Here is a 26,608-nt window from a genome sequence, read left to right as displayed (position 1 = left end):
ACGGAGGATTTATTATGTTTGGAGAAGAAATGTTTACATTCCCGAAGGGTGTTGTTTCAAGGTGGGCAAGTTTTGAAAACACGGATGGAGAAAAAGGAGCCGGAGGAAAAGCAAGAAATGGAAGAAAGGGATCGCCATGGTTTGCTCTTGGAACCGGAGAAAGCAGAGTCCTTGCACACGCGGAAAATACAAGCGGTATCATACGGCGCATTTGGATTACAATAAGCGATCAGACGCCGGAGACGCTTCGGGGCCTGAAGCTTGAAATGTTTTGGGATATGAATGATAAGGCGGCGGTAAGCGTTCCGCTTGGTGATTTTTTCTGTGTAGGACTAGGAAAAACAGCTGTATTTAAAAACGCACTTTTTTCAAATCCTGAGGGCAGAAGTTTCAGTACATACATCCCGATGCCGTTCAAAACAGGAATGAAAATTGTGATAACAAATGAATCTAAGACCACTGTCAGACATTTTTACTATGATATTGATTACACGTTAGGGGATTCGCTGGGAGAGGATATACTTTATTTCCACTCATATTTTAATAGGCAGAATTTAACCTGCCAGAAAAAGGATTTTGAAATTTTGCCGTGTGTTAAGGGCCGGGGGAGGTTCCTGGGGACAAATATGGGAGTTCGGTGCAATACAAAATTATATTCTGATACATGGTGGGGAGAAGGCGAATTTAAGGCGTATATTGACGGAGATGATAAGTATCCGACGATATGCGGAACGGGTGTCGAAGATTACATTGGGACAGCGTGGGGACAGGATTATTTTTATGATTTATACTGTGGCTGTCCGGTGTATGATAAAAAATATATGGAACTGTGTTGTTATCGCCTCCATATCCCTGACCCGATTTATTTCAATACAGATTTCAGAGCGACGATTCAGCAGATCGGCGGCGTTGACAGAGACGATTATTTCCATCATGCCCAGCTGCTTTACAAGAATCAGGCGGCTGATAACCGGATTATTTCTGTAGATGGAGAAGAGGTAGATTTTGCTGATATCCCTATGTTAGACGGCCGGCCGCTATTATTTGAGAGAGAAGATGATTGGTCCTGCTGTACATATTTTTATCTTGACAGTCCGGTAAATGATCTTCCTGAGCTGATGGATGTATCTAAACGAAGCGAAGACCTTGTACCCCGTCCTGGAAATATGGGGATTTATCCTCAGGAAATGCCGCTTTTTAATTAAAGGGAGGATCTGTATGACTGATCATAAAATTAAGGTTGGGATTGTAGGAATAAGTTTTGGCATGGAATTTATTCCAATTTATTTAAGGCATCCTGATGTATATAGTGTTGCAGTAGCAGATACGAATGACGATTTGATAAAATTGGCAAATGAAAAATTTGGAATCGCAGACCGGGATTGTTATAATAATTTTGAAGAATTATTGAAAGATGAGACAATAGACGCGATACATATTACAACGCCTCCGGCGACACATGCAGATTTTTCTATACGTGCCTTAATGGCGGGAAAGCATTGTGGCTGTACGATACCTATGGGAATGAATCTAAAGGAATTAGAGGATGTTATTCGGGCAAGAAAAGAAAGCAAAAAACAGTATATGTTTATGGAAACAACCGTATTCGGAAGAGAGTATTTTTACGTGAAAGATCTTATAAATAGAGGTGAATTCGGAAAAATACAATATATGACATGTGCTCACTATCAGGATATGGAAGGATGGCCGTCATATTGGGAAGGATTTCCGCCGCTTATGCATCCGACGCATGCTATTGGACCTTGTTTTATGCTTTTAAATGACTATCCAAAGGAAGTATATGCGAAAGGATCCGGGCGGATCAGAGATGAATTGATTGGGCAGTACAATTCGCCTTTTGCGTTTGAGAGCGCTTTGGTCACAATGAAAAACAGCGATGTTGCGATTGAAATGGAACGTTTTTTATATGGAGTTGCCCGAAGTTATTCAGAATGCTTCAGGATATATGGAAGCCAAATGAGTTTTGAATGGCAGCAGCTTGCTTCGGAAGATCCGGTTATTTATAAACGGACAGGGGGAATTCAACAGGAAATGGTCGATATTGACGGCGATCCTCAGAGATATAGCAGAGGCTCTGAAATTACAGAAGATAGAATAAAAGTACCGGACTATGCCTCACGACTTCCGGAGAGTATTGGTTCATTTACGACAGAAACAGTGTATAATGATGAAAATACGCATCTCTCTTTTAAACAGGGCGGAGGACATGGTGGATCGCACCCGCATATGATTCATGAATTTGTTCGGGCGATTATCGAAAACAGACAAGCTGTACCAGACGATATAGCAGGTGCTTATTGGACAGGAACTGGTATATGCGCACACAAGTCAGCTATGAAAGGCGGAGTGACAGTCAAAATTCCTGAATTTGAAAAGCTTGTATAAATGTCACAAACATGCGGCAGATGTAATAGTAAGAGGATCAAAATCAGGAAAATATGACGGAACTTATACAGAACCCCGGAAATGTAGATAAAATGGACGTTTCCGGGGCCGCTTTATGTCTTTTGGTCCGGATCAGAATATAGCTTCTCGGATAAACTAAATATGGAAAAAAATACCAATCAACTTGATGCTTGGGCATGTTATGATAAGGACAAAACTGTTACGATAAAGGAGTGCATATTTATGAAGCGAATGATATTAGACTTGAAAATTATGGAAGAATACAAAGCATATTTGTATGATGAAGAACGCAGTAAAGCAACAATCGAGAAGTATATGAGGGATATTACGCATTTTTATAAATATTTGCCGGAAGGAAATAAACAGATTACAAAGGAAGTTCTGGTTAGATATAAAAACAGCCTTTCTGATCAATATAAGATTTCCAGTATCAATAGTATGATTGTTGCATTGAATGGGCTACTTGAGTTTATGAAGTTAAGCAATCTAAAATTAAAGCTTTATAGAGTCCAGAGTTCGGTATTCTATGAAGAAGATAAGGAACTGACCAAACATGAATATAAGAGACTGCTCGATACAGCGTTGAGAGGTGGGAATATACGTCTCTATATGCTTTTGCAGACGATTTGCGGGACTGGGATCAGGGTATCAGAACACAGGTATATTACTGTTGAAAGTTTGAAAAACGGAAAAGCAATTGTTCACAATAAAGGGAAAGTAAGAGTTATTTTCATCCCAATGAAGCTGATAAAAATGCTGAAGGATTACTGCATGAAAGAGAATATTAACAGAGGGCCGGTCTTTATTACCAGGAATGGAAAACCAATGGATCGGAGCAATATATGGAATGCCATGAAGAAACTATGTAAGGAAGCTAAAGTCTGTGAGAATAAGGTGTTTCCCCATAATCTAAGACATCTGTTCGCATTAACTTACTATCGTATGCAAATGGATGTTGTCAGACTGGCAGATATACTTGGACATGCAAGTATAGAAACGACGAGGACCTATACGACGACAACTGGAAAAGAGTGTAAAAGGTGGCTTTCTAAGATGGACCTGGTTGTTTCTTCCTATACATAAAAAAACAACATAATATGTATTATGTTGTTTATGGAATAAAACTTTTTAAAACAAAATAGTAATTCCTACTTGTTTTGTATTAGTATATATCAATTGGAAAAAATTTACAATATATAATCTTAAAAAATGTCTGAAAAATCTAATAAAATCCAATACAAAAAATTCTGAAAGCTATAATTGGTTAAATTTCCCTAATCCAAAAGACTTTACGCTTTAATATACATTACGGGATGAGCCTGTTTTACGACATAATACATATTATGTTGTAAAACAGGGGGAGTTCGTAATGGGAAAAAGAATTAAAAATTATTGGGGGAGAATGCCAGCTTTATTTCTTGCTTTACTTATGGTTTTATCGGCTGTTTTATCTGATACCGGAAAACTGAAGGTAAAGGCTTATGAGGCGCCGAGCGGATATCGTTTCCAAATTATTCCGAATGAAGAGGGTACGGAAGCAGATATTATAGGAGATGGGACAAACATACATGAGGGAGTTGAGATAGTAGATATCCTTGACCCGGATGGGGGCAGCATGGATTTGGAGAATGGTTCTTATCATGTAACCCAAAATGAAGTGTTCTCATTTCAAGTGTTTTTCAGGACACCAACAGGAGAGCATTCAGAGAATATTGATGTGGCGGTAGATTCGCTCACGGAACCGGCTGAAGCACCTGCATCACCTGAAATACCTGCATCACCTGAAATACCTGAAGCACCTGAAACACCCGGAGACACATTGGAAGCACCGAAAGGTTCACCGGAGTCTGCGGATACAAAGACAGTAGGTGAATTAAAGGCTATGAAAATAGCAAGTAATACATCTACAATCTCTGTCCCAATGTATACAGAAAATGGTTTAAAAGAGATGGGAGATTATAATTTTGCAGGAGGAGAGATCACCGGAATAGAAGACCAGGAATTTGACGGAGAGCCTTATAAGTTTGTTCGTGCACAAATTCAAATGTCTGAAGGCGGAGTTACAAAAGCATATCCTATACATTACTACGATTTCATCGATGGAGTTTACTTCTATGCATTAGACCAGGGGGAGAACAGTGACTTCGATATCGCGTATGAAGTACCTAGCGGGGCAGTTATTTCCTTTATATTTGATCTAAATACAGCCGAGCATTCAGTCACAGTCGTGAATGATAAAGAAAGTGCAGGCTTTGAACTGGAGTATCTCAGAGGCTTTATTCAGAACAGTGATGGGAGTGTAAGCGCAAGATACAAGACAGAAGTGAAAGTTAAGCTAACGTATCCACCGGGATATTATGCAACAGCGCCGTCAGCAAATATCACGCCTGCCGGCATTGAGTTTAAGCATTCTGAAACCAATGTGCCGGTACCGGATATTAGAGCAGAAGAGGATAAGGACAACAGGACGGTTACCTATTCTTTTACATATCCGAATTATCCCGTCACGATGACGGTAGTGGGAGACGAAGAACGGGATCAACTTATTTATGGGGTGTATGAGAGAACAGGTGATAAGCAGCAGGTCGGTGAAGGCGGGAACAGCTGGCTGAGAAAGACGGATGCCTCGGGTAGGTATCAGGATCCAGATCCGTATTATGGTACAAACGATAAGAATAGTAACGAAAAGGCTTCAATAGCCCGCACGGGTCTGAAAAAAGTTAAAGTGATTACTGACGCTGGGATGATAAAAGATGTAGATATTTCAACCGGGACATTCAGCCGCGGCGGTGAATTAATATTTGAGTCCTATATGTACCGCACAGGAGGAGCAAACACTGTATCATCTCCATATTATTTTTACTGGCCCTCGCCCACACTGACACTGAATTATTTCCCAAATGGGGAAGATTTCTCAACTTACATGCCGATCAGCGAAACTTTTACACTTTGGGAACCTGACTGGATCGATACAAGCAACACAGGTGCGTCGCAAATCATGAGAGAATATACAGCGAAAAACGGGGCAAAGATTAAAGTCAGGCTTATGATGGCTCAATATACCCCGCCGCCGCCCGACGGAGGCCGTGATTCCTATCAGTTCAGGGCGCTCATAACGGTCAGCAATATAAAGAACAGCTTTTATTTACAGACACAATCAAGCGGCAGTGCACAGGGGCCGCATTATTTTGATAAACTTACCAATATTTCCACGGGTTCAAATGGCGATGCGCTGGATTCCTATATGATACGGGACACAAAGGATAACTCAGGTAATCCTACAACAGGAAATCAGACAAAAGTAGGGATTTCTGCCGGGAAAATGTTTCTGGATAAGCAGTCGATCGCAAATAAGAATTATGCTGCGGGCACAGGATACCCGGGGGCGGCAGATACGGATCATTTTTTTAAGTTTGCCGTCACACCAAAGTGGGGGTATACTAATCCGAAAATATTAAGCTTTGATGAAACGGGGACAGATCCCATCAGTACGCAATATTCAGTTGAGAGAGAGAAAAAAAGTTTACTTGAGCTTGGGAATTATTCATGGTTTAATACCGGTGCCGAAAGCAGGGAGGAAATCAGTCCTTTCCAATATGTACTGTTTATGCCTGTTGCTAATAAAACGGGACGGCACAGCCAGCGTGCGGTTGATATTACTGCGGAACGAATCAGCGGGACTGTTACGAATAATGAACAGTATGTTACAACGGAAAAGCCTGATAATCTGATTGTGAAAAACGGGGTCAATTTTGACCTTCTGGAGCAGAACAAGATTGTATTCTCAGATAGTTTTCAAGCCCCAGATGATCCAAGTGGAGGGAATGGGACATTCGTTGGCTTTAAGGCTGAGATTCGTGCAGTGGAAAACCCCTTGCTGCCGGCAGACTATGTAAGGACATTGTATAAGGATACAGCAGGTAAGGAATATTTCAGGCCGGGGGATTCGATTGACATTTCCGACTATTTCCGCCGTGATACAGCCGCACTGCTGGCTGCATCGGATAGTGGCCCCTTGAATGACGATGAAAAAAACCGTCTTGCGTTAATTATGTATACTTCCGTATTCGAAGTAGAAATAGTGCCTGTTTATCAACAAGGTGGAATTTTACCTGGTGAGTATGTAACCGGACACATAAATAAGTATTTACAAAATATTTCTGAAACAGACCTTACTTACAATGCTGCACCTTCCGATACAAAGTATGTAAAGATGATAAGCGGTTCGAATATTATCTTCAAAAATTTTGCGGAAACGTATGACGGTCAAGGGGACGCTTATACATATTATCTAAATATGGAGCACACAACTTCTCTGGATAGAGTACCAGCGGATAATCAGGAAGTCGCTTCTGTGAAATATGACAGGGGACTTAATGTCAGCTATATAGATGCAGACGGAAGTCCACTTACCAGCCTCACTGATGAGAATAGCTATAGAACTTATGCTGGAAAAAACAGCGCTGCTATTAATTTCCCCGATAAATCACAGTATCCTGCCGGGAAGGTGTTCGACCACTGGACGGTTGAGGAAATGTCGGATACAGGAGCATGGACAGAAAAAACGGGACTTACATATAAGGAAGGCGATACAGCTGTTTATACATTTGCATCCGGTCAGAATGCGAATAATAAAAGCATACGCCTGAGAGCAGTGTGGAAGGACATCAGCCCTGATTCCTACATCTCGATCCCGAAAAATATCCTGCTGACTGAAAATGGAACGAACCTCAATCCGGACAAGGATCATGCGGGGGCGAGGGTAACGGTTGCTTACAAGAGCGTGAGTGGAAGCGATAAACAGGTGAATGTAGACGTCCTGAAAAACTTTGAACTTACCCAGACTAATGACCAGAATAAAAAACTATTGGTTTCTTCTTATGACAGTCAGGGGCAGCTGTTAGATGCACCGGCCATCAGTGAGGGCTATGCAAGAGCCGGTGTATTAGGCACGGCAAACCAGTCTCAGGATATCTGGTTCAACACGAAGTCCCAGGAGGGCAACGGGGTATACAAAGGAGCCTTCCAGATCAGTACCGATCCAACGGATACAGGGCAGGGGACCTTGTTTTATATCTCCGCTGTACAATAAACGGGAGGTGCATCATGACAAGAAAAATAATAAGTGCAGGCATTTTATTGATGCTTCTTCTATTCAGCGGAGGCACCGTCTCGGCAAACGGGAATACCGGAGGCGGGGACAGCGGACAAACAAAATTCATCTATATTGCAGATAATAGGCCTCCGGTGGTTGAAATTGAGAGAGGGGAGGGTGTGCACGCCACAGCCCTCAAAACAGGTGATTCAGGCGTAGTGCAAGGCCTGAAAGTCTTGGTAATTGCATCGGCAGCACTGCTGATGTTGATTATATACTATAAAGAAAAAGAAAAAGGAGAATCAGATTATGAAGAAAACTAAATTTATGAGTATGCTGGCACTGACAGCAGTGGTTGTTAGTACAACGGCAGTACCGGTTTATGCGGCAAACAATGCAACGGCGGGGACAGAAGTAACATATACGGCAAACTCCGCGGCTCCGGATGCGGCAGACTGGCTGGTGGCTTTTCCCAAGAAAATTGTTTTGACTGACTATAATAATTCATCAGCTAACGGTGCAGCATTAAAGTTTGAGCTAAAGGATAAGCTGACTTCAGTTCCTTACAGTGGGGATAGGACAGTCACAGTAGCCGTTCAGGGTTATGCTCCCGGCGGAATTCTAATGGATAAAGCAGGGACCGGCGGTGACGTAAGAATGGGAATTGCAGCCACCGCGGGGGGACCGGAAGTGTCTGATCCGTATACCATAGGAACGATGAAAAAAGTGAACGGAGGTACTGAAAATATAAGCACTGGCTATGCTTACCTGAATCTTCCGGCGGCAGGAGATAAAGCAGAAGGGACATATTCCAAAACGGTAACCTTCAGCTTTACGGATGATTTATAGAAACCATTCTGATAATACAAAATGGAGTCAGTCGTTTCAAAGGCTGGCTCCCTTTTTGAATAACAGGGTTCCCGGCGTACCCCTGCCCGCAGCTTTGAGCAGAAGTCACGGGAGTACTTCCGAGGATAAAGGAGGAATGACTTATCAAGTATAAGGTACGGCCGCTGTCAGAGGCGAAAAGGACATTCAAAGATAAGGGCGGCGATATCTGGAACTATCTAACAGAAGAGGAATTACAAAAGATGTATCCCAACGGGGGCTTCAGGGTCTTTTCTGACATGCACACGTGGGGAAACGCATCGGCGGAAAACCACCTTGACACAGACCGGTCGGAGACAGGGCTTTACCCCTACCGGCAGAAACTATCGTGGTCGAAGCGGGCCGCGGGATATATACCGGTTACGGACGAGGAAGGGGAGGAAGGCTTCATACGGATCATTGGCAATGCATGGTACCGCCGGTTACTGCCGGTATTAGCGGTGCTCGTCTGCGCCGCCCTCTTCCTTGGCGGGGTATGGTTCGCACAGAAGGATGAGGTGGCAGGGCTGGATAAAACTGCAGTGTCTTACCACATCGACGGCGTAGAAAATACGGACGAAGATTCCATCCTGCTTCCCGGCATCAGCATCATCAATGTACAGGAGAACGCGACCCATGTCGAGGCGACCCTGTTCAATCCGGAAGGCAACGGCTGCTATTTCAAATATACGGTGAAGCTCAAAGACACAGGGGAGGCGCTCTACACCTCCGGACTGATTGAACCGGGGAAAGCCGTCACGGAATTTGACCTTGACAAAAAGTTTCAGGCCGGGTCATACCCGGTCGACATCATCGTGGAAACGATCGACCTGAAGGATCCGGAGATCATTTACAACGGGGGGACTATTGACGCACAGCTGAACGTAACAAAATAAGGGCATTCCCGAAAATAACCGGGAGTCCCTAAAAGGAGGAACACATGGAATACCCATACAGAGACACGGAGGGATTATCTGCAGAGATGAAATCCCGGGACGGCGGGGTCTGGAGCTATATCCCGGGGGACACATTTGACGGCACCGGGAATGACAAAGAAGATATGGTCTTTGGCGATGTAACCGGCGCGCCGGGCAATACAAACCGGCGGTATATCAGTATGCAGCAGGAGCGGGAGCGGAAGACGATGCGGCTGTTCCGGTACAAATACAAGTTATCTTTCTTTGAAAAAATAATAGGCTATATCCCTGTTTCAAGCCCAAACGGGAAAGCAGGCTATGCAAGGATCAGGGTCAGGACAGCAGGGAAAATACTGGCCGTGGTTATCCTTCTGCTCGCCCTGGCAGCCGGTGGGACCGCCGCCTTCTTACTGAACCGCGGCCCGGCCCTCGACGGCAGTGCCATCGCCTACCAGCTGCCGGACGGTGTTAAGAACACGGACCCGGATTCGATCCTCCTGCCGGGATTTGACGTCCTGGAAATGAATTACGCCACGCAGGAGGTGGAAGCGGCCCTGCTGAACCCGGAGGGGAATGAATGCTTCTTCAAATTCACCATCACACTTAAAAGCGACGGGACAGAATTATACCACACAGGCCTGATTAAGCCGGGAACGGCGGTAACGAAATTCAAAATAAACAAAAAGCTGGAAACGGGCGAGTACCCGATTGTCATCACGGTAGAAACATCGGACCTGGAAGACCCGGAAAGCTACTATAACGGCGGTGCGGTGGAAGCGGTCTTAGAGGTGGAATAGATGAAGGCGAGGAAAGCACTGGCTACGGTACCGGTTCTGGCACTGTTTCTGGCAGTGCTTGTTCTGGCAGGCGGATGCAGCGGGAAGGGAAAGGCAGAGGATACCGCTTATGCAGGTCCCGGCGGGGGGGCAGAGATAAACGGCGTTTCTTTCTCCATCGGGGAGATGGAAACCCGCAGTGAGGTAAAACCGGAAGAACCAAGCGGCTACTACCATTATTATGAAGAACAAAAGGGCTGGAAATATTATGTCATCACCGGGCAGGCCGCCAACAAGGGGCCGTATACACTGAATGCGGAAAATCTGGCTGTAAACGGGACACACGGTAAGAAAAGCTACGAGGGGCGACTTCTTTTTTCCGACCCGGAAAAGAGTGAATTTATCAAGGAAATCAAAGCGGATGAGGAACTGGAATTTTATTTTATCCTTCTGGTAAAAGATAAAGACCTGCTCCCGGACAAACTGGAAATCAGCTACACAAACGATTTTAAGGCACCGAAGGAAGACCGGCCATATGACAAACTGCTGATCTGGACGCTCCCGCAGCTGCCTATCCCATGCAGGGTGCAGGAATAATACAAACGGAATACGGAAAGGATAAAAAATTGAAAACAGATCTAATAGAAAGTATAGCAGAAGCATTTGGAATCTATATCAGTGATCTGAAACAGGAGCAGATCCGGATGCAGACCCTTGCCTATATACTGGAGTGCAGCGGGTACGAGATAACCGAATGGAATAAACTGATCAATTACATATTTGGGTTAAAATGTGAGTTTAATGATGAGAAGGAAGCAAAGGACTTTTATATTAAGCAGATATGTTCTAATTTGAATTCAGCAGGAGGCAGCGCCGGCAGGAAGGATTTGCCAACTTAAAACAGGGACCTAAGCCTGTCCTTCGGCTGGATATGGCCGCCAATGGCAAGATATCCGCTTTTATAAGGCGGACCGCCTGTGAGACGGGCGTCCCGGCGACCGAAGTGAAATAACAGAAACTATATAATAAAAAGCAGTCACTTATATATATTATAGTGGCTGTTATTTTTTTACGGTAAGATTCATTATCAAGGCCAAAGCCGTGAGACACACCAATCCTCCCACCTACATCCTTTTTAAGCCCTCCGCCCGAGAAAAGAACTAAAAAAGTCTGAGTCCCCCTAAAAATACTCCCGAAAAGAGCCCCCTGGTCAATAGGAAACCACGGCCTTTTATACTATGATAATAATATATCAAACAGCCCCTATAAGGCTGCAGACGACGATTATTTTCAAAAGGAGGAGAATTGTATGGACGCTATTGAGAGAGGAAAACGGCTGGAAGAGATTCTGGCAGAAAAAGGAATGTCAATGGGTTTAGCGTACGGCAGTGATGACTTACAGCAATCTGAAGAGATTGTCGACAGAGAGATTAAGCTGGAAAAAACAAAACGTGCAGAATACTTAATGGATCTGTATTACCAGGCATTTTCAAGCGCAAGTGTTGAGTTCCCTTACTGGTACAGCAGAAAGTTTGCAGAATGTGACGGAGATGTGCTGGAAGTCCGCCGTGCAAAAGCGCTTGCATGCGCATATGCTCATTCTACCCCGAGTATTTATCCCAAAGATTTACTTCCGGGCGGAAAAACAGATTATTTAAGAGGCGGTTTTCCAATGCCATGGCTTACCAATTCATTCTACCTTGCAAAAGAAGATGAATTGAAGAGTGCGGCGGCAAGTGGAACGACGGCAATTGATGAGATTGCAGCGCTTGGAACCGGAGGGGGAAACGTAACCAAGAATCAGGGAAAAGTTGTTTCTCTTGCAGGCAAATTCGGGATCAGGGCGGAAGAAGTGCCGGTACTTACGAAACTGGCGAGAGAGTGGGCCGGAAAATCGGTAGAAGACCTTGGTCTTGCGTATGAGAAGATGATGTCTGACTATGAAGACAAGGCAAATATCATGAAGAGCGTTCTTGTGTTCTGTGACAGCGGCTATACAATTCCGCAGGGACGTGAAGTTGCAAGCTACTATTTCCCGCTGGAATATGGAATTGACGGAATGATCAGATTCTGTGAGGAAAAGAAACTGGAAGTTGCCGGTTATGCGGACGGCGATGGAATCCTTGGTATGAAACGCCTGTATTTCTACGAGGCGGCACGCATTGTTTTAGGCGGTATTCAGCAGTTCTGGATGAATTATGTGAAAGAATTGAGAACCGTTGCTGAGATCGAGCCGGATGCAGCACAGAAAGAAGAGTATCTTGCACTTGCAGATCAGATGGAATGGATCGCCCGCAATCCACCGAGAAACTTCAGGGAAGCACTGCATCTTACCTATCTGATCCATATTACGGTATTGAACGAAGATGCAATCTCAGGATACTCTCCGGGACGTCTAGGCCAGGTGCTTTATCCGTATTTTGAAAAAGATATTGCAGATGGAACTATTACAGAAGAAGAAGTCATCGAGCTTCTGGAAGTACATCGATTCAAATTCAGTACCATTGAGCTGTTTGCAAGCACAGGAATCTCGGGCGGTATATCAGGCAATACATTTAATAACCTTTCTGTGGGAGGCCTTGATAAAGACGGCGCACCCTGTGGAAACAGACTGGAGTGGCTTATTCTTCATGCGGGTATGACAAATCAGTCTCCACAGCCGACTTTATCGGTATTATATGATGAGCGGCTTCCGAAGGACTTCCTGATTAAGTGTGTGGAATGTACCAAGACAGGGGTTGGATACCCGGCATGGATGAATAACCGGGTTGCCATGGACTTTATGATGAATCAGTACGGCGCAGAAGGAATGACGGTATCTGAAGCACGTGCAGTGGCAATCGGCGGATGTCTGGAGACTGCACCTGGCTGTTTCATGCCTCTTCATTTTAACGGAAAGACACACTATATTCCGGCAGGTGCAAGCCAGACAACTTCGGTAGGCGTACACTTTGTATCGAATCCGAAGATGATCAATATGGTACTGTTCAACGGTGTGGACCCAAGAACCGGCATACAGGTACTCCCGCCGCACAACAGAGAACTTAAGACCTATGAGGATTTTTGGGATCAGTATAAAAAGTATTATGCTAAGACATTGGAACCGACTGTAAAAGCGGGGAATATCCAGCATGACATCTGGCGTGACAGAAATATGTCTATTGTAAACTCTCTGTTCAAACCGGACTGCCTGAAGAACGGACATCATATCGGACATATGGGAACCAGATATAATGCAACCTATAATATCGAGTCCTGCGGTACGATCAATATGGTTAACTCACTCGCGGCATTGAAGAAACTTGTTTATGAAGATAAAAAGTATACGCTGGATGATTTCAGAGATGCCATCAAGGAAAATTTTGGTTTCTATACAGCAGTGGAATCAAAAGCATTCTCACTGGGCGAGCAGATTAAAAAACCAGATGTTACAAAATATGATGAGATTCATGGTGACTGCCTGAAAGCGCCAAAACATGGAAATGATGAGGACTACGTAAAAGAGATTCTGAAAGAGTATGAAGACTGGTTCTGCGATCTCTGCAATACATATGAATCTCTGTATGCTAAACCGATGTATGCATGTCAGATTTCCGTGGCGCTGCATGCAGCAGTGGGTATGGCAACATTTGCAACACCGGACGGACGCCTGTGCAACACAGCATTTGCAGATGGTTCTATGTCTGCATATCCTGGTACAGACCGGAAGGGACCATATGCTTTACTGGCTTCCGGATGCTGCTGGGATCAGAGTAAATCCCAGAATTCACAGATTAATATGAAATTCCATCCGAACGCAGTACGCGGGCTTGACGGGAGCAAGAAGTTATTGACCATGATTTCAGCATTTATGAATAAGGGCGGCTTCCATGTTCAGTTTAACATTGTTGATTCTAAAATGTTAAAAGAGGCGCAGAAACATCCGGAGGCAAACCGTGATTTGTTAGTCAGAGTTTCTGGATTTACACAGTACTGGGTAGAGACAGGCAAACCGGTTCAGGACGAAGTAATTGCCCGTACAGAATTTGAAGGAGGTATCTGATATGAGTAAACATAGTGATTGTAAAAACTTTGTTCAGTTTGATGTATTTAAAGGCTTTTGTAGAAAAAATGGTGGTTTTGTGTTGATCGATACCGATATCTGTCCGGCTTTTGCAGAAAAAGCAAAATGCAGGAACTGCAGCTATTTTTGTGAGGTGAATGAAGAGGGGATCGGCATGTGCAAAGGGCTGGAGTCTGAATACTGGGCATACGAAGATATGGATGCTAAGACATGTGAAGGATATGAGACAAAATAGATAATTGAGGTTATCTGACCATGCAGGCGCTTAGGCGCCTGCATCATGAAAAGGGGGCTTATATATGAATGAGAAGTCAAACTCTAAAAACTATGGTTTAATGGTAATTGCGGCAGCTTTTCTTGTTTATTTTGTATTTTTTGGATATCGCAGTGCGTTCTCTGTCTTACTTACCCCAATGACAACGGATATGGGGTGGGATACAGCAAGTGTAACGGCAGGGTATTCTATCATGATGCTGATCTATGCGGTTGTGTCTTACTTTTCCGGGCTTGTTTTCAGTAAATTCGGGCCGAAGTTCTGCTTTGGTATCGCGACGGTTGCCGGATTTCTGGGGTATTTCGTTACAAGCTATGCCAATTCCTATATGATGTATCTGCTTCCATATTCTATCTTTGCAGGTACCGCAACAGGTATGCTTTTTGTTCCCGCAGTGTCAACGATCAGAAGCTGGTTTATCGGAAATGCCTATGGGAAAGCGTTCGGGTTTGCGGCGGCAGGCGCATGTATCGCACAGGTAATACTGACACTTGGGCTGAAAGCGGTTCTCCTGACAATGGACTGGCGTGTGGCGATGAAGCTGCTCGGTGCTGTTGCGCTGGTACTGTTATTGATAGCTACGCTGATTACGAAACAGGCGCCGCAGTCATATGGCATGGAACCAAAAGGTGAGATGATCGGCGGTAAGAAATCCGCATCAGAAACGGCTGGTCACGCATGGTCAGTAAAAGAAGCATTTTCAACGTATTTTGTATGGGGGTCAATTCTGTCTTTCTTCTGTTCCTGCTTCTCTGAATTTCTGATCTGGTCACAGCTGGTCCGCTACTGGCAGACAGACGTCGGCCTTTCTATGGGGACGAGTACGAACCTTTATGCCTTTGTCGGACTTCTTGGTTGTGTATTCGCACCGCTTCTCGGAACCTTCTCCGATAAGTATGCAGGCAGAGTCGGTGACGAGACAAAAGCAAGGAGAATATTGATGTTCTTTGCGGCTGCAAGCGGAGTTCTCGGTATGATCTGCCTGCTGGCGGGTAAGACCTCCATCTTTATTACGATTGTTGCATGTATCTTCTTTGCAGCATACTGGCAGGGAATGCCGGGGCAGGTTACAGGATATATGGGATCTATATTCGGAAGAAGTTTCCCGAAAATCTGGGGACTTGCCACTCTCATCATTATGGGTATCGGACCTGCAGTTGGCAGTTACCTGGGAGCCAAATTATACGATGTATTCGGATCCTATAAGGTGTCGTTCATCGTGGCTACTATTATGTTTCTTTTATCTGCGATCTTTGCATTCACACTACCTAAAAATGCAAAATTGCCGGATAAGTTAAAAAAATAAGTTGCCAGTACATCGTAAAATAAGTAACTGACTCATAAGCTGAGATAAATTTTCGAGAGTACTGCTCCACAAACGCAGGGGTAGTGGGTTACGATGAGACTTGTGGAGCAGTGCTATCGGAAATTTAGGTCTGCTTAAATGGCAGTTAATTATTATATAATGTACGAGTGTTCAGGAGGGATTGTTATGGAGAAGAAGGGTTTAATATTTGACATACAGGGATTTTCTGTACATGACGGTCCCGGAGACAGAACTCTTATATTCCTAAGCGGCTGTCCGCTTCGCTGTGAGTGGTGTGCGAATCCTGAGGGGAAAAAGCTGAAACAGAATCTGTTATTTACTTCCGGCAGGTGCAAGGCAGTGCAGAATCAATGTAAAAGCTGCGTGGCTGCGTGTCCGCGCGGCGCGGTTACTATGGATCCGGAAAGCGGGTTACCGAAGATCCAGCGGGCGCACTGTGTCGACTGTAAAGAGTATCCGTGCACGAACGCGTGTAATTATGAAGCGCTCCGGGTGTCCGGCACGTATTACACACTGCAGGAACTGATGGATGTGTTAAAGCGGGATAAAGATTTCTGGGGAACCGACGGGGGAGTTACCTTTAGCGGAGGAGATCCTTTCGTGCAGTGGGAATTTCTTTTAGATGCATTAAAGGAATGTAAGAAAAATAATATGCATACGGCAATTGAGACGTCTGCTTATACGGATGAAAACATATTCTTAAAGGTATTAGAGTATATTGATTTTGCTTTTGTAGATATCAAGAACATGGACTCACAGGCACATAAGGCAAAGACAGGTGTGGGCAACGAAGTTACATTAAGAAATCTCAGGGCGCTCAAAAAAAGCGGCTGGAACGGAAGGCTAGTACTAAGAACACCAATTATTCCAGGATTTAATGACAGTGTGGAAAATGCCGAAAAAACAGCAGATTTTATGAATGAAAACGGCTTTTTTGAAATCAATCTTCTTCCGTTCCACAGACTGGGGACATCGAAATGGGAGCAGCTTGGCACGGTATATAAGTATAAGCATCAGGAAGCATTGTCAAAAAAGGATTTGGAATACCTTCAGGATGTGTATTTCGATAAAGGAATTGCCTGTTATCTCGATACGGATATCGTATATAATTTATCTGCCATACAGAAGTAAAATTTCATGAAATTAAAAGAAAGGAGCGGAAATCCAGATTGCTATTATTGATAACAATCTGGATTTCTGCTATATTTGTTGTATAACTTTGTAACCGTATCTAAACACAGAAAGGTGTCATATGGATAAAATTGCCTTAAGGTGGCTTCAGTCTATTGGAAAAGAACAAGTACAGACCTTTCAGGATAATTTTGCGGCAAGTTACAATATCAGCCTGTGTCTTCTTTCGATAGATGGAGAACCGCTGACTGTCTGGTCAAATGAGTCTTTGTTATGTTATAAGCTTCAAAAAAATAATTCCACAGAATGCATTTCCTACAGAAAAGAGTCTATTGCGGCTATGCTTAAAAAGAGGGAACCGATTATAGAGTACTGTTACACAGGCCTGGCTTACTTTTTGTATCCGATATTTTACGATCATGACATTATTGCTTTTTTCATCGGCGGCATGGTTTCGCTTTCAGAAGAAAAAAATGAAATTTATGAAAAGTTTTCTGTTAATTATATGAAGAAATCTGACCTGGAGAATATTCTAACGTTTCTCTCCAGTATTCTTGCTATGATCCATATGCCGGAAGCGGCGGATGGTTTCGCAGCTCACAACAGTCACCTATACACGCAGCTGATGAAAAAATACGGATTAACGGAGCGGGAAATAAGCATCATCGATTATTTGATGAAAAGAAAGAGCAATCTCGAGATTGCCGAAAGTCTTTTTATAAGTGAAAAGACTGTTAAGACACATGTAAGTAACATTATAAGAAAGATGAATGTAAAGAATCGGATTGACGTAATGCTGGCTTGTCAGGAACTGGATGCTGAGGAAATAACGAGGTGACCCATGTCTATTAATAAAAGGCTCATTATCTTTAATTCTGTAATTATGATCCTGTCCATGCTGCTTGTCCTGCTGGTTTCCAATCGCGCGCTGAATAAGATGCTGGATAATTCTGTAAAGAATTATCTGAATACATCAGTGTACGCGGCAATGGAGATTCAGGATGCCCGTTTGAATGAGATGGAAAAAGGTGCGTCTCTAATTATCCGTTTAGATGATGTCAAAGAGTTTTACCAGGCGGGGAATCAGGTGCAGCTTGCCGCAAGTTTATCCGACTTAAAACAAGAATACGAGTATCTTGATCTGGGCATATTCGTGGATGCATCGGGCAATGTATTGGCACATATGGAAGAAAACGCGGATCGTGCGGGGAAGATATCGCTCCCATATATAGAGCAGGCCCCGGGACGTGTGATCAAAACACAGTGCGTGGCAGACCTGCGCGATATATTTGAGAAGGGAAGCGGTCTGGCAGAAAACTATGCCGTTACGCTGGAATCCACAGGAGCGCTCAGTTATGACGGCCTTGTGGCAATTGTAATTTTCCCTGTCAAAGACTCGGAGGGGCAGGTACTGGGATATCTGTTGCTGGGGGATATCATTAATAAGAACAGTTACTATACTACAGAGTACACGGGGATTATTCCGGATTCTTATCTTACCATATCTCTCAATGATCTGAGGATATGTACCAACATTTTTTCGGAAGATAAAAGTGATTATACAGGGACAACAATTCCGGATATTACACAGGGGACAAAGACGGGAAATGAAATCTATTTTGGTTCAGAATATGCGCCGATCGGCGATAATTATTACTTTCTTTATAAACCTCTGAAGGGATATTTTGATGACTTTCAGGGATATCTCAGTGTGGGGATTCCGGAAACTATATTTGTAGAGATGCTTTCTGTGAACCGGAAGATTGTAATCACGGTAATCTGTATCACATTTTTTATTATCCTGGTATCCAGTATTCTGTTCGGAAAGAGTATCACGAAACCAATCCGGGCAAGTGCAGATATTGCACGGAATATCTGCCGGGGAGATTTTAAAGTGGTGCACGGCTATGGGAATATGAATAATCAAAGCCGTGAAACGAAGGAACTGCTGGTTGCAATGGAAGAAATGGCTGAAACTCTGTATCGAAACAAAATGGACATTGAGCAGTACATAGACGAGCTTGTGAAAAAGCATCAGGAAGCAGACAGCCTTTCCCAGCAGCTGCTGGAGATGAATTCTACTCTGGAACAAAAGGTTGACGCAAGAACGATAGAACTCCAGCAGACGATTGAAGAGCTGAAAGAGTCAAATCAGGTGAAGTCGCGGTTCCTTGCAAACATAAGCCATGAACTGAAGACGCCGCTGACCGGAAGTATTAATGCATCGGAACTGCTGTTGGATGAACTTTTCGGTACGCTCAATGAACGGCAGACCAAATATGTAAAAAATATATGGCTCTCCAGCAACCAGTTATTACTTTTGATCAATGATATCCTGGATCTATCCAAGATAAATGCAGGGAAACTGAATGTGAATCCTGTAGAATGTTTTGTCAATGAGGTTTTGGAAGAAGCAATCGGCATAGTAAAAAGTACCACATATAAGAAATCCATCGAACTGATTACATCGGTGTCACCGGATGACCTGGAAGTATGGGCGGATAAGAAGCTTCTGAAACAGATTCTATATAATCTGCTGTCCAATGCGATCAAGTTTTCTCATGAGAACGGTACGGTCACTATTTCAGCAAAGAACGTCAATTGTCCGGATAACGGCAGAAAGTATGTAAAATTCTGTGTTTCGGATAGGGGTATAGGAATAGATGAAAAGGATTTGGAACGGGTATTCCTCGAATTTGAACAGACAGATAATTCTTATTCAAGAGAATATGGCGGAACCGGCCTTGGACTGCCGTTATCAAAGAAATGGGTGGAGGTTCAGGGAGGGAAGATAGAATTGCACAGTAAAGTGAATGTAGGGACAGAGGCCGTCTTCTATCTTCCGGCAGCGGAAGAGCAGGAAATATAAATATGGGGGCGCATGAGATGGAAAAAATTCTTGTGATAGATGATAATGAAGTGATTTGCGATATGCTGTATGATGTACTGAATGAGTGGGGGTTTTGTGCCGAAAAAGCATATCAGGGAATGAAAGCGCTGCCGCTTGTGGATGAGTTTCAGCCGGATCTGGTATTGCTGGATGTTATGCTGCCCGGCATGAACGGTTTTGAGATATGCAGACGAATAAAATCCGACCCGGAGAAAGAACATATTGCAGTTATTTTACTTACGGTATTAAGCGATGTAGGCGACAGGATGCAGGCGGTCAATGTGGGCGCCGATCTGTTCCTGAGCAAGCCCGTGAATTACAAGGAACTCCGAAAGCAGATCGGATATCTGCTGGGGAAGAAAAAGAGGCTTGCAGACATGGAAAAGGCGGAGAGTGTGTGTCAGTTCATTTTAAACCTGGTGCGGTATATGGATTCGGAATTATACAGCCAGGCCAAAGAAGTGAAAAGATATTGCGACCGTCTGCTGCATATTTTAAACTTTTCAGAAAATGAAAGAGTTGAAATTGAACTTGGAATTGCGTTTCATGTATTTGGGGAATTTGTAATGTCTCATGGAATAACAAGGGATGAGCTTGAAGACATGATTGCACCACTGAAGCTCTCAGGGCGGATTGTACCATATCTGAGGGATGAGCAGAGCGAAACGTTCATTGATCCGGACCTGAAAAATGTAAAAGTGCTTCGGATTGTTGAGAAGTTCTGTGAGTTTAAGCGGGAAGGGAAAAACAATGAGGAGGCGTTGTCCGCCCTGGCGGTCATGGTGCCCAGGGCGGATAAAGAGCTGCTGGATGGACTGAAGCGCCAAATCAGTGCAGAGAAATTTATGGAAAATTTAAAATCCGGGAAAGAGAGTCTTTGAATATATGAATTTTATAGAAAAACGGGTACATGAACTATACTGGAATGATAATACAAATTGCGCACGAACAACGTTAATATGCTTGAGTGAATTGTTTAAAATTAAACTTGAACTGCAAACCTTAATATCGGCGGCAGGTTTACACGGCGCCGGCGGTTTCCGCGCGCAATGCGGCCTGGTTGAAGGCGGCTTAATGTTCATAGGCATTTACTATAATTTGCAAGGAAAATCAGAGGAGGAGATCATTCAATTATGTTATGAATTTGCAGATTCATTTCAACAGAAGTTTGGATCATTAAGGTGTTATGAGCTGAGGCCGGAAGGATTTACATCTAATGATCCGCCTCATTTGTGTGAAGCCCTTACCTGTAGGGCTATAGATTTTGCCGGCAATTTTATCAAAGATAATACATAATTCTGCAGCGAATAGTCTTATTGTTACTGCTCACGGGCAATCCTGTAAACAGTACGGAGTTTTTTCTTTAAGTGTACGATTTCATGATTCCGGTTTGACCGATAGAGAAAGGATATGGTAAAATCAAGAAACAGAGATAAAAACACAACGCGGTTATCATTCCGCAGAGCCGGTAGGTAGTCCGGCCGCACCGTTTTGGTGTAAGTAACCCTCCCTCCTTGGGTCGTCCGTTCTTTGTGCATCACAATTTTTGCAGGTAAAGAGGAAAATGCTTTGGTTACAGGAGCATTCGCCGATTACTGCGACAGCCGCAAGGCATGAAGGAGGAATTGTCATGGACAAAGTATCGGTAAAATTGACAGTATTTTTTGAGGAGCCTTTCTGGATCGGTGTTTTTGAACGGATATCAGAGGGAAAGCTATCGGCTTGTAAGATGACATTTGGGGCTGAGCCAAAGGATTATGAAGTGTATGCTTTTATTCTGAAAAATTACGATCAATTGAGATTTAGCCAGGCCGTGGCAGCTGATGTAAAAGAAGCCGGCCGCAATCCCAAGAGGGTACAGCGGGAGGTGCACAAACAGGTTCAGAACACCGGTATAGGCACCAAATCGCAGCAGGCTTTAAAATTGCAGCAGGAGCAGAGGAAAACTGAGCGCAGGACTGTAAGCCGGGAACAGCGGGAAGCAGAGAAACAGCGGCAGTTTGAACTGAAACAGCAGAAAAGAAAAGAGAAGCATAAGGGCAGGTAATACCTGCCCTTAAAAAAGCGGAGGATACGCAGAAAATGAATGATGAAATTACAAGAAGCTGTATAGATTGTGGAACTGCCAACTGTGGTTCTCAGAATAAAGTCTATCCTAAATTCTGTCTGACAACAGAGAACAGTGATCTAGAACTGCTGGATGCTGCAATAAAAGAATACGATAAAGAAGAGAATAAGCAGATTATGCTCAATGCCGCAGAAGTTGAGTACGAATTCTACTGTAAAATGACCAGAGTAGAAGAGACGATAGAATTTGCAAAGAGAATGAATTATCATAAACTGGGAATTGCCACATGTGCAGGCCTGATTAATGAGTCCAGAATTTTAGCACGGATTTTAAGAAGTCATGGTTTTGAAGTGTTTGGGGTTGCGTGTAAGGCGGGGGCGGTTGACAAAACAGAAGTTGGAATTCCTGAAAAATGTAAGGGGGTTGGAGCTTCTATGTGCAATCCAATTCATCAGGCCATGAGGTTGAATAAAGAAGAAACGGATCTTAATATTTTAGTTGGATTATGTGTGGGTCATGACAGTCTTTTTTATAAGTATTCGAAAGCCCCTGTTACTACTTTGGTGGTGAAAGACCGCATACTGGGGCATAATCCGGTTGCGGCGCTTTATACCGCAGATTCATACTACGGGAAGATCATGGGAGATCAATAAGGAGACGAAGAAACAGAAGCCCTGTACAGATTTTGATTGAGTATAGGAGATTAATTTGATATACTCATATTATGAGAAAATAAATTTGCAAACGGTATGGGAATGAACAGTCATGGAAATCGGAAGAGGTCTGTATTGTACAGTGTTACATCTGCAGGCACCGGAATAATGATTAGATCCAAAACCGCCGGCGGATGGCAGAGGCGAACAGAGGTATTATGCCAGGCAAAGCATGACGTGCGCCTCGCGGCAAGTGCGCCCTGGCGTACTTGAATATGGAAAAACAAAATTAGGAGGAGAAAATATTATGGGTGGGGAATGTCCGCGCTGCGGCGCGCCTCTGGAAGGGGCAACTTGTTCTTATTGCGGCTATGTAGAACCGCAGGAGACACAGAACAGTAGAATGGAAAATGGATATGTGAATCCACAGGATGTGAATAATAATGGATATGCCAATCCACAGGGGATGAATAATAATGGATATGCCAATCCACAGGGGATGAATAATAATGGTTATGCTAATCCACAGGGGGCTAATAATTATGGGTATGGTACAGAAGTGTTTACAAATAGTGTGCCCGTATATCCGAATCAGCAATATGCAGAAGCCTGCAGTCCAAAGAGCAAAATGCTTGCGTTGGTTCTATGCTTCCTTGTGGGGTATCTGGGCATACACCGGTTTTATGTGGGGAAATACGGGACAGGCATCGTGTGGTTTGTGACAGCAGGGTGCTTCGGATTTGGCTGGGTTGTTGACATTATTATGATTGCCATAGGATCCTTCACAGATAGTACAGGTTTGCCATTAAAGAGATAGTATAAGTATGATTGATAAGGGACAGAGCCTTTTTTAGGCTCTGTCTTTTTCTGTATAGGAAAAAAGCTATAGAAGATTATTTTAAAAAGAATATATTTGTCCACAAAACCAGACACTATCCAGTGAGTACTAAAAATAAGATGAAACCCTATTACTTTAATGTTAGAATATTATCACCGCATGTTAAAGGAGCAGCTATATGGAATGGAATGAAAAATTACAGATCATTATCGACTATGTGGAGCATCATCTGCAGCGGAAAGAGGAGCCTGTTGACGTTCAGGAGATAGCAAAAATAGCGGGCTGCTCATATGGCTTCTTTCAAAAGGTGTTTTCATATATGAATGGCATCAGTTTTGCGGAGTATGTCCGTTCGAGGAAAATGACTCTTGCGGGCTATGATTTAAAAAGTACAGAGATGAAAGTAGTTGATATCAGCTACAAGTATGGCTATGATTCTCCCACATCATTCACAAAAGCATTTCACCAGTTTCATGGGATATCCCCCATGGAGGCCAGGCGGGATCAGAGTGAACTGCGGATACTGCCTAAGATGCAGATTTCCGTAAAACAGCAATACTCATGGAGACTGGAACAAAAGGAAGCATTCCGTCTGGTTGGAAGGCGCACCCGCATATCACGGGAGGATGATGCCCATCTGGTTAAAATCCCCGGATTTTGGAGTGAGTGTCAAAGAGACGGTACCTTCGCTGCTTTGGCAGCAATGGATCAGGGAGAACCCCGCGGCCTGTTCGGCCTGGTTGAGGAACCGGGGGATTCATCGGATGAAGTGGATTATTCGATCATGGCCGTCACGGACAAAAAGGCTCCGCAGGGATTCCATGAGATAATAATTCCACAGGCAGCATGGGCTGTCTTCGATTGCAGAGGGCCGGTGCCGCAGGGGATTCAAAATGGGTGGAAGTACCTGACAGAGGAATGGCTGGTCAGCTATCCCTTTGCGCATGCAGACTGCCCGGAGCTGGAGTGGTACAGCAGCGGGAACCCATATGATCAGGATTATCTGGCGCAGATATGGATACCGATAAAGGAAAAATAAGAGGAGAGTATATTATGGACGAAAAGTTTGAATTGTTTCTTGCCAGTGTTGACAGTAAAAACCAGGGATTTGTAAAGGAATTGAATGATTATCTGACACAGAACAATTGTAAATGTGAAATAAAATCCGCAAAGAGCGGATTTGTTGTTTCCTATGTTTTCTGCGATACGAAGAAAACACTGGCAACGTATGTTTTCCGGAAAACCGGAGTAAAACTGCGTATCTATCCGGAGAATCTTGGAAAGTATGCCGATTTTCTTAATGTTCTGCCAGAGAAGATGAAAAAGGATATCCGGAAATCCTCTGTATGTAAGAGGCTGTTAAATCCGGATGACTGCAATCCAAAATGTGTGACCGGATATTCCTTCAGCCTGGATGGGGAAAGCTTCCAAAAATGCAGGTATATGGCATTTATGCCCACGCTGAATGAGGAAAACAACGCATATATCAGGCAATTTTTAGAAAAAGAGCTGGAAGCCAGAGCACTGGCGTAAAGCAGCAGATTATCAAAAGCCGCAGCCCCTGCATAACCAGCGGGAGCTGCGGCTTTTGTGACTTTAGCGCGCATTGCTTAGCAGTTTTCTCAAGCTCTGCGTTTCTACAATTCTATAGTTAGACAGCCACAATTGTTTGTCCTTACCTGCCAACTGTGGATTCGTATAGGTTTCGAACGTATTCTGCACGATATTTACCCCAACTTCGTTCCATATTTCCAAAGGATCGAACAGCCAGGAGACCTCCTGATCGATTACGTCATATTTCAACAGACTGCGGAAAGCCCCGAAAATAGGGTAAATATATCCGCTGGATACAACGTAATTGGTATCCGTGCACAGGAATTCCGTCTTGGTTTTCTTTTCCAGTGATTCAATTCCGCGGACGCTGCCGAATCGTGGGACGCTGACGCCCAGAGCCTTTTTATACTCCTGATATTTAATAGGCAGTTCCCGTTCGATGACATCATATAAAGAAACTAACGTGGGAATCTGTTTAGTCAGAGATTTATAAAAGGGCGTGTTATATGCTTCTTTATAGCGTTTAAAAACCTGAGCCTTTCCGGAATAGCTCTGCACCGGGGCAGCAGAGTCGTCCGGATATTTGGTGATATCAAAGGCATACATCAGGCGGAGCAATTCCGAGATATTAATAGGTTTATTTTCATTATCTTTGTATGCAATACGGCTGGCATACGGCTGGCTGCTGATCGCGTCTTTTATTTCCTCAAAATTGTCATCCAGATTAAATAGTGCAATGTCCGATACCTGGACAGAGGTATTCCGGGCATCAGACAGCCGGGAGATATTCTGTACATTTGTAATGACTTCGATGCGGACATATTTTGTGATTCCGGTGGGGATCGCATTGCGTTTTTTTATGATTGCAGTATAGGTATGGCCGCCGTCCAGAATTCCATACGTAAACAGATCATTTTCATTGTTTTGATCACCGATGTCGATTGTAACCTCTGAATCTGTGCTGTTAAAAGTAAGTGATTTAGCAGCGATTACGATCCCGCGGTTGTTGATATAAAAGTCCGTTTCCGGTTCTGTGACCGCGGCTAACAGACTCTTGGCCACATTGGTCGTCATTTTCGGTTCCCTTGGGTTTACATCCAGGGGAATATTTTCGGGCAGATCTTTCATATCCACTAATAAATAGTAAATGGTTTCATATGTACTCTCATCTTTTGCTCCTTTTTTATAGGGAGAGACAAGGGTGCGAAGGGAGTTGACTTTAAACTTCAGCGGTTTGTTCATATTGCTTTCCTCCTTAGTAAGTAGAAATTGTTTAATAGGGTTGTCTTAAATATAGAATTATAGTAATATAAAATCAAAAAAAAATAAATGCACCATAGTGCATATTTGGTGAAATCATGGCAGAGAAAAAAGAATACAGCCAGGCGCTGGTCAGAGTGGGCGAACTGTTGTCGGGGAAGAGAAAAGGCCTTGGAGAACAGTATAGGAACAGAGAAAACTTCATAGATCTCAGAAGCGAGGAACTGTTTGGGGGAGAGCCCTGGATCTCCCCGCGGCACCTGGCAAATGTGGAGCTTGGGAAAAACTGGATCAGTATTGAGAAGCTTATTGTATTGGCAAATGCTTTGGAAGAAAATCCGGTGGAGTTGTTTGAAGAAATTTTGGATGCTTATTTGGGGAAAGAATCGTGAATAAAGTAAAATAACGCAGCTTTCATGAATTATTGCCTGGTCTGTTGAAAAAGATCTGTATTTCCGGTACACTGGA

Annotated in this window: 25 protein-coding genes; 24 read left to right on the top strand and 1 reads right to left on the bottom strand. The window is 43.7% G+C overall.

Features of this window, described 5'->3' with window-relative positions:
- The first annotated feature begins 14 nt into the window (after window positions 1-14).
- The 23 genes from BN1938_RS11015 (at window position 15) to BN1938_RS10905 (ending at window position 24,859) form a co-directional block, all read left to right on the top strand.
- Window positions 15-1,205 (top strand): glycoside hydrolase family 172 protein, encoded by a 1,191-nt coding sequence (locus tag BN1938_RS11015; protein ID WP_050640629.1) that lies wholly within the window; start codon window positions 15-17, stop codon window positions 1,203-1,205.
- Window positions 1,206-1,218: 13 nt separating this feature from the next.
- A complete protein-coding gene (locus BN1938_RS11010) occupies window positions 1,219-2,406 on the top strand; it encodes a Gfo/Idh/MocA family protein (protein WP_050640628.1) in 1,188 nt (395 codons plus the stop codon).
- Window positions 2,407-2,649: 243 nt separating this feature from the next.
- A complete protein-coding gene (locus BN1938_RS11005; protein ID WP_050640877.1) occupies window positions 2,650-3,510 on the top strand; it encodes a tyrosine-type recombinase/integrase in 861 nt (286 codons plus the stop codon).
- A gap of 286 nt (window positions 3,511-3,796) precedes the next feature.
- On the top strand, window positions 3,797-7,519 hold the full coding sequence (locus BN1938_RS11000; RefSeq protein WP_050640627.1) for a hypothetical protein: 3,723 nt from the start codon (window positions 3,797-3,799) through the stop codon (window positions 7,517-7,519).
- 14 nt (window positions 7,520-7,533) lie between these two features.
- Complete coding sequence (locus BN1938_RS10995; RefSeq protein ID WP_050640626.1) at window positions 7,534-7,845, top strand: hypothetical protein; 312 nt, start codon at window positions 7,534-7,536, stop codon at window positions 7,843-7,845.
- Window positions 7,832-8,371 (top strand): hypothetical protein, encoded by a 540-nt coding sequence (locus BN1938_RS10990; protein ID WP_050640625.1) that lies wholly within the window; start codon window positions 7,832-7,834, stop codon window positions 8,369-8,371. Before BN1938_RS10995 ends, BN1938_RS10990 begins: the two co-directional genes overlap by 14 nt.
- A 242-nt stretch (window positions 8,372-8,613) precedes the next feature.
- Entirely contained in the window at window positions 8,614-9,285 is a 672-nt protein-coding gene (locus BN1938_RS10985) for a hypothetical protein (RefSeq protein ID WP_050640624.1), read from the top strand.
- 44 nt (window positions 9,286-9,329) lie between these two features.
- Window positions 9,330-10,103, top strand: a complete 774-nt coding sequence (locus BN1938_RS10980) for a hypothetical protein (RefSeq protein ID WP_050640623.1) — start codon at window positions 9,330-9,332, stop codon at window positions 10,101-10,103.
- Window positions 10,104-10,679: a hypothetical protein gene (locus tag BN1938_RS10975; protein ID WP_050640622.1), complete on the top strand. Its 576-nt coding sequence runs from the start codon at window positions 10,104-10,106 to the stop codon at window positions 10,677-10,679. It abuts the gene before it with no gap.
- Window positions 10,680-10,708: 29 nt separating this feature from the next.
- The gene (locus BN1938_RS10970; protein ID WP_148487177.1) at window positions 10,709-10,981 is read left to right on the top strand and encodes a hypothetical protein; all 273 of its coding nucleotides are present in this window, start codon (window positions 10,709-10,711) and stop codon (window positions 10,979-10,981) included.
- Window positions 10,982-11,391: 410 nt separating this feature from the next.
- A complete protein-coding gene (gene hpdB, locus BN1938_RS10965; RefSeq protein WP_187376303.1) occupies window positions 11,392-14,124 on the top strand; it encodes a 4-hydroxyphenylacetate decarboxylase large subunit in 2,733 nt (910 codons plus the stop codon).
- A 1-nt stretch (window position 14,125) separates the two neighbouring features.
- A complete protein-coding gene (gene hpdC / locus BN1938_RS10960) occupies window positions 14,126-14,380 on the top strand; it encodes a 4-hydroxyphenylacetate decarboxylase small subunit (RefSeq protein WP_050640620.1) in 255 nt (84 codons plus the stop codon).
- Between the two features lie 64 nt (window positions 14,381-14,444).
- Window positions 14,445-15,725: an MFS transporter gene (locus BN1938_RS10955; protein WP_050640619.1), complete on the top strand. Its 1,281-nt coding sequence runs from the start codon at window positions 14,445-14,447 to the stop codon at window positions 15,723-15,725.
- Between the two features lie 186 nt (window positions 15,726-15,911).
- Window positions 15,912-16,877, top strand: a complete 966-nt coding sequence (hpdA, locus tag BN1938_RS10950; RefSeq protein WP_050640618.1) for a 4-hydroxyphenylacetate decarboxylase activase — start codon at window positions 15,912-15,914, stop codon at window positions 16,875-16,877.
- A gap of 121 nt (window positions 16,878-16,998) precedes the next feature.
- The gene (locus BN1938_RS24120) at window positions 16,999-17,715 is read left to right on the top strand and encodes a LuxR family transcriptional regulator (protein ID WP_050640617.1); all 717 of its coding nucleotides are present in this window, start codon (window positions 16,999-17,001) and stop codon (window positions 17,713-17,715) included.
- A gap of 3 nt (window positions 17,716-17,718) precedes the next feature.
- Window positions 17,719-19,746: a sensor histidine kinase gene (locus BN1938_RS10940; protein ID WP_050640616.1), complete on the top strand. Its 2,028-nt coding sequence runs from the start codon at window positions 17,719-17,721 to the stop codon at window positions 19,744-19,746.
- Between the two features lie 17 nt (window positions 19,747-19,763).
- Entirely contained in the window at window positions 19,764-20,648 is an 885-nt protein-coding gene (locus tag BN1938_RS10935; protein ID WP_187376302.1) for a response regulator, read from the top strand.
- 4 nt (window positions 20,649-20,652) lie between these two features.
- Window positions 20,653-21,063 (top strand): C-GCAxxG-C-C family protein, encoded by a 411-nt coding sequence (locus BN1938_RS10930; RefSeq protein ID WP_050640614.1) that lies wholly within the window; start codon window positions 20,653-20,655, stop codon window positions 21,061-21,063.
- A gap of 334 nt (window positions 21,064-21,397) precedes the next feature.
- Complete coding sequence (locus BN1938_RS10925) at window positions 21,398-21,814, top strand: YjdF family protein (protein WP_050640613.1); 417 nt, start codon at window positions 21,398-21,400, stop codon at window positions 21,812-21,814.
- 35 nt (window positions 21,815-21,849) lie between these two features.
- Complete coding sequence (locus BN1938_RS10920; RefSeq protein ID WP_050640612.1) at window positions 21,850-22,488, top strand: DUF1847 domain-containing protein; 639 nt, start codon at window positions 21,850-21,852, stop codon at window positions 22,486-22,488.
- 307 nt (window positions 22,489-22,795) lie between these two features.
- Window positions 22,796-23,305 (top strand): TM2 domain-containing protein, encoded by a 510-nt coding sequence (locus BN1938_RS23935; protein WP_242843842.1) that lies wholly within the window; start codon window positions 22,796-22,798, stop codon window positions 23,303-23,305.
- A 199-nt stretch (window positions 23,306-23,504) separates the two neighbouring features.
- Window positions 23,505-24,365 (top strand): AraC family transcriptional regulator, encoded by an 861-nt coding sequence (locus BN1938_RS10910; protein WP_050640611.1) that lies wholly within the window; start codon window positions 23,505-23,507, stop codon window positions 24,363-24,365.
- Between the two features lie 14 nt (window positions 24,366-24,379).
- Window positions 24,380-24,859: a hypothetical protein gene (locus tag BN1938_RS10905; RefSeq protein ID WP_050640610.1), complete on the top strand. Its 480-nt coding sequence runs from the start codon at window positions 24,380-24,382 to the stop codon at window positions 24,857-24,859.
- Window positions 24,860-24,922: 63 nt separating this feature from the next.
- Here the strand turns inward: BN1938_RS10905 and BN1938_RS10900 are convergent, their stop codons facing one another.
- Complete coding sequence (locus tag BN1938_RS10900; protein WP_050640609.1) at window positions 24,923-26,122, bottom strand: AIPR family protein; 1,200 nt, start codon at window positions 26,120-26,122, stop codon at window positions 24,923-24,925.
- A gap of 116 nt (window positions 26,123-26,238) precedes the next feature.
- On the opposite strand from BN1938_RS10900, the gene BN1938_RS10895 reads away from it, so the two are divergent.
- A complete protein-coding gene (locus BN1938_RS10895; protein ID WP_050640608.1) occupies window positions 26,239-26,532 on the top strand; it encodes a hypothetical protein in 294 nt (97 codons plus the stop codon).
- Window positions 26,533-26,608 lie beyond the last annotated feature (76 nt).

Origin of the sequence: Eubacterium sp. SB2 (assembly GCF_001244405.1) — a bacterium.
GTDB classification, from domain to species: domain Bacteria; phylum Bacillota; class Clostridia; order Lachnospirales; family Lachnospiraceae; genus Faecalicatena; species Faecalicatena contortus_B.
Note: the sequence above shows the minus strand (reverse complement) of the source record. Positions and strands in the feature narration are given on the sequence as shown.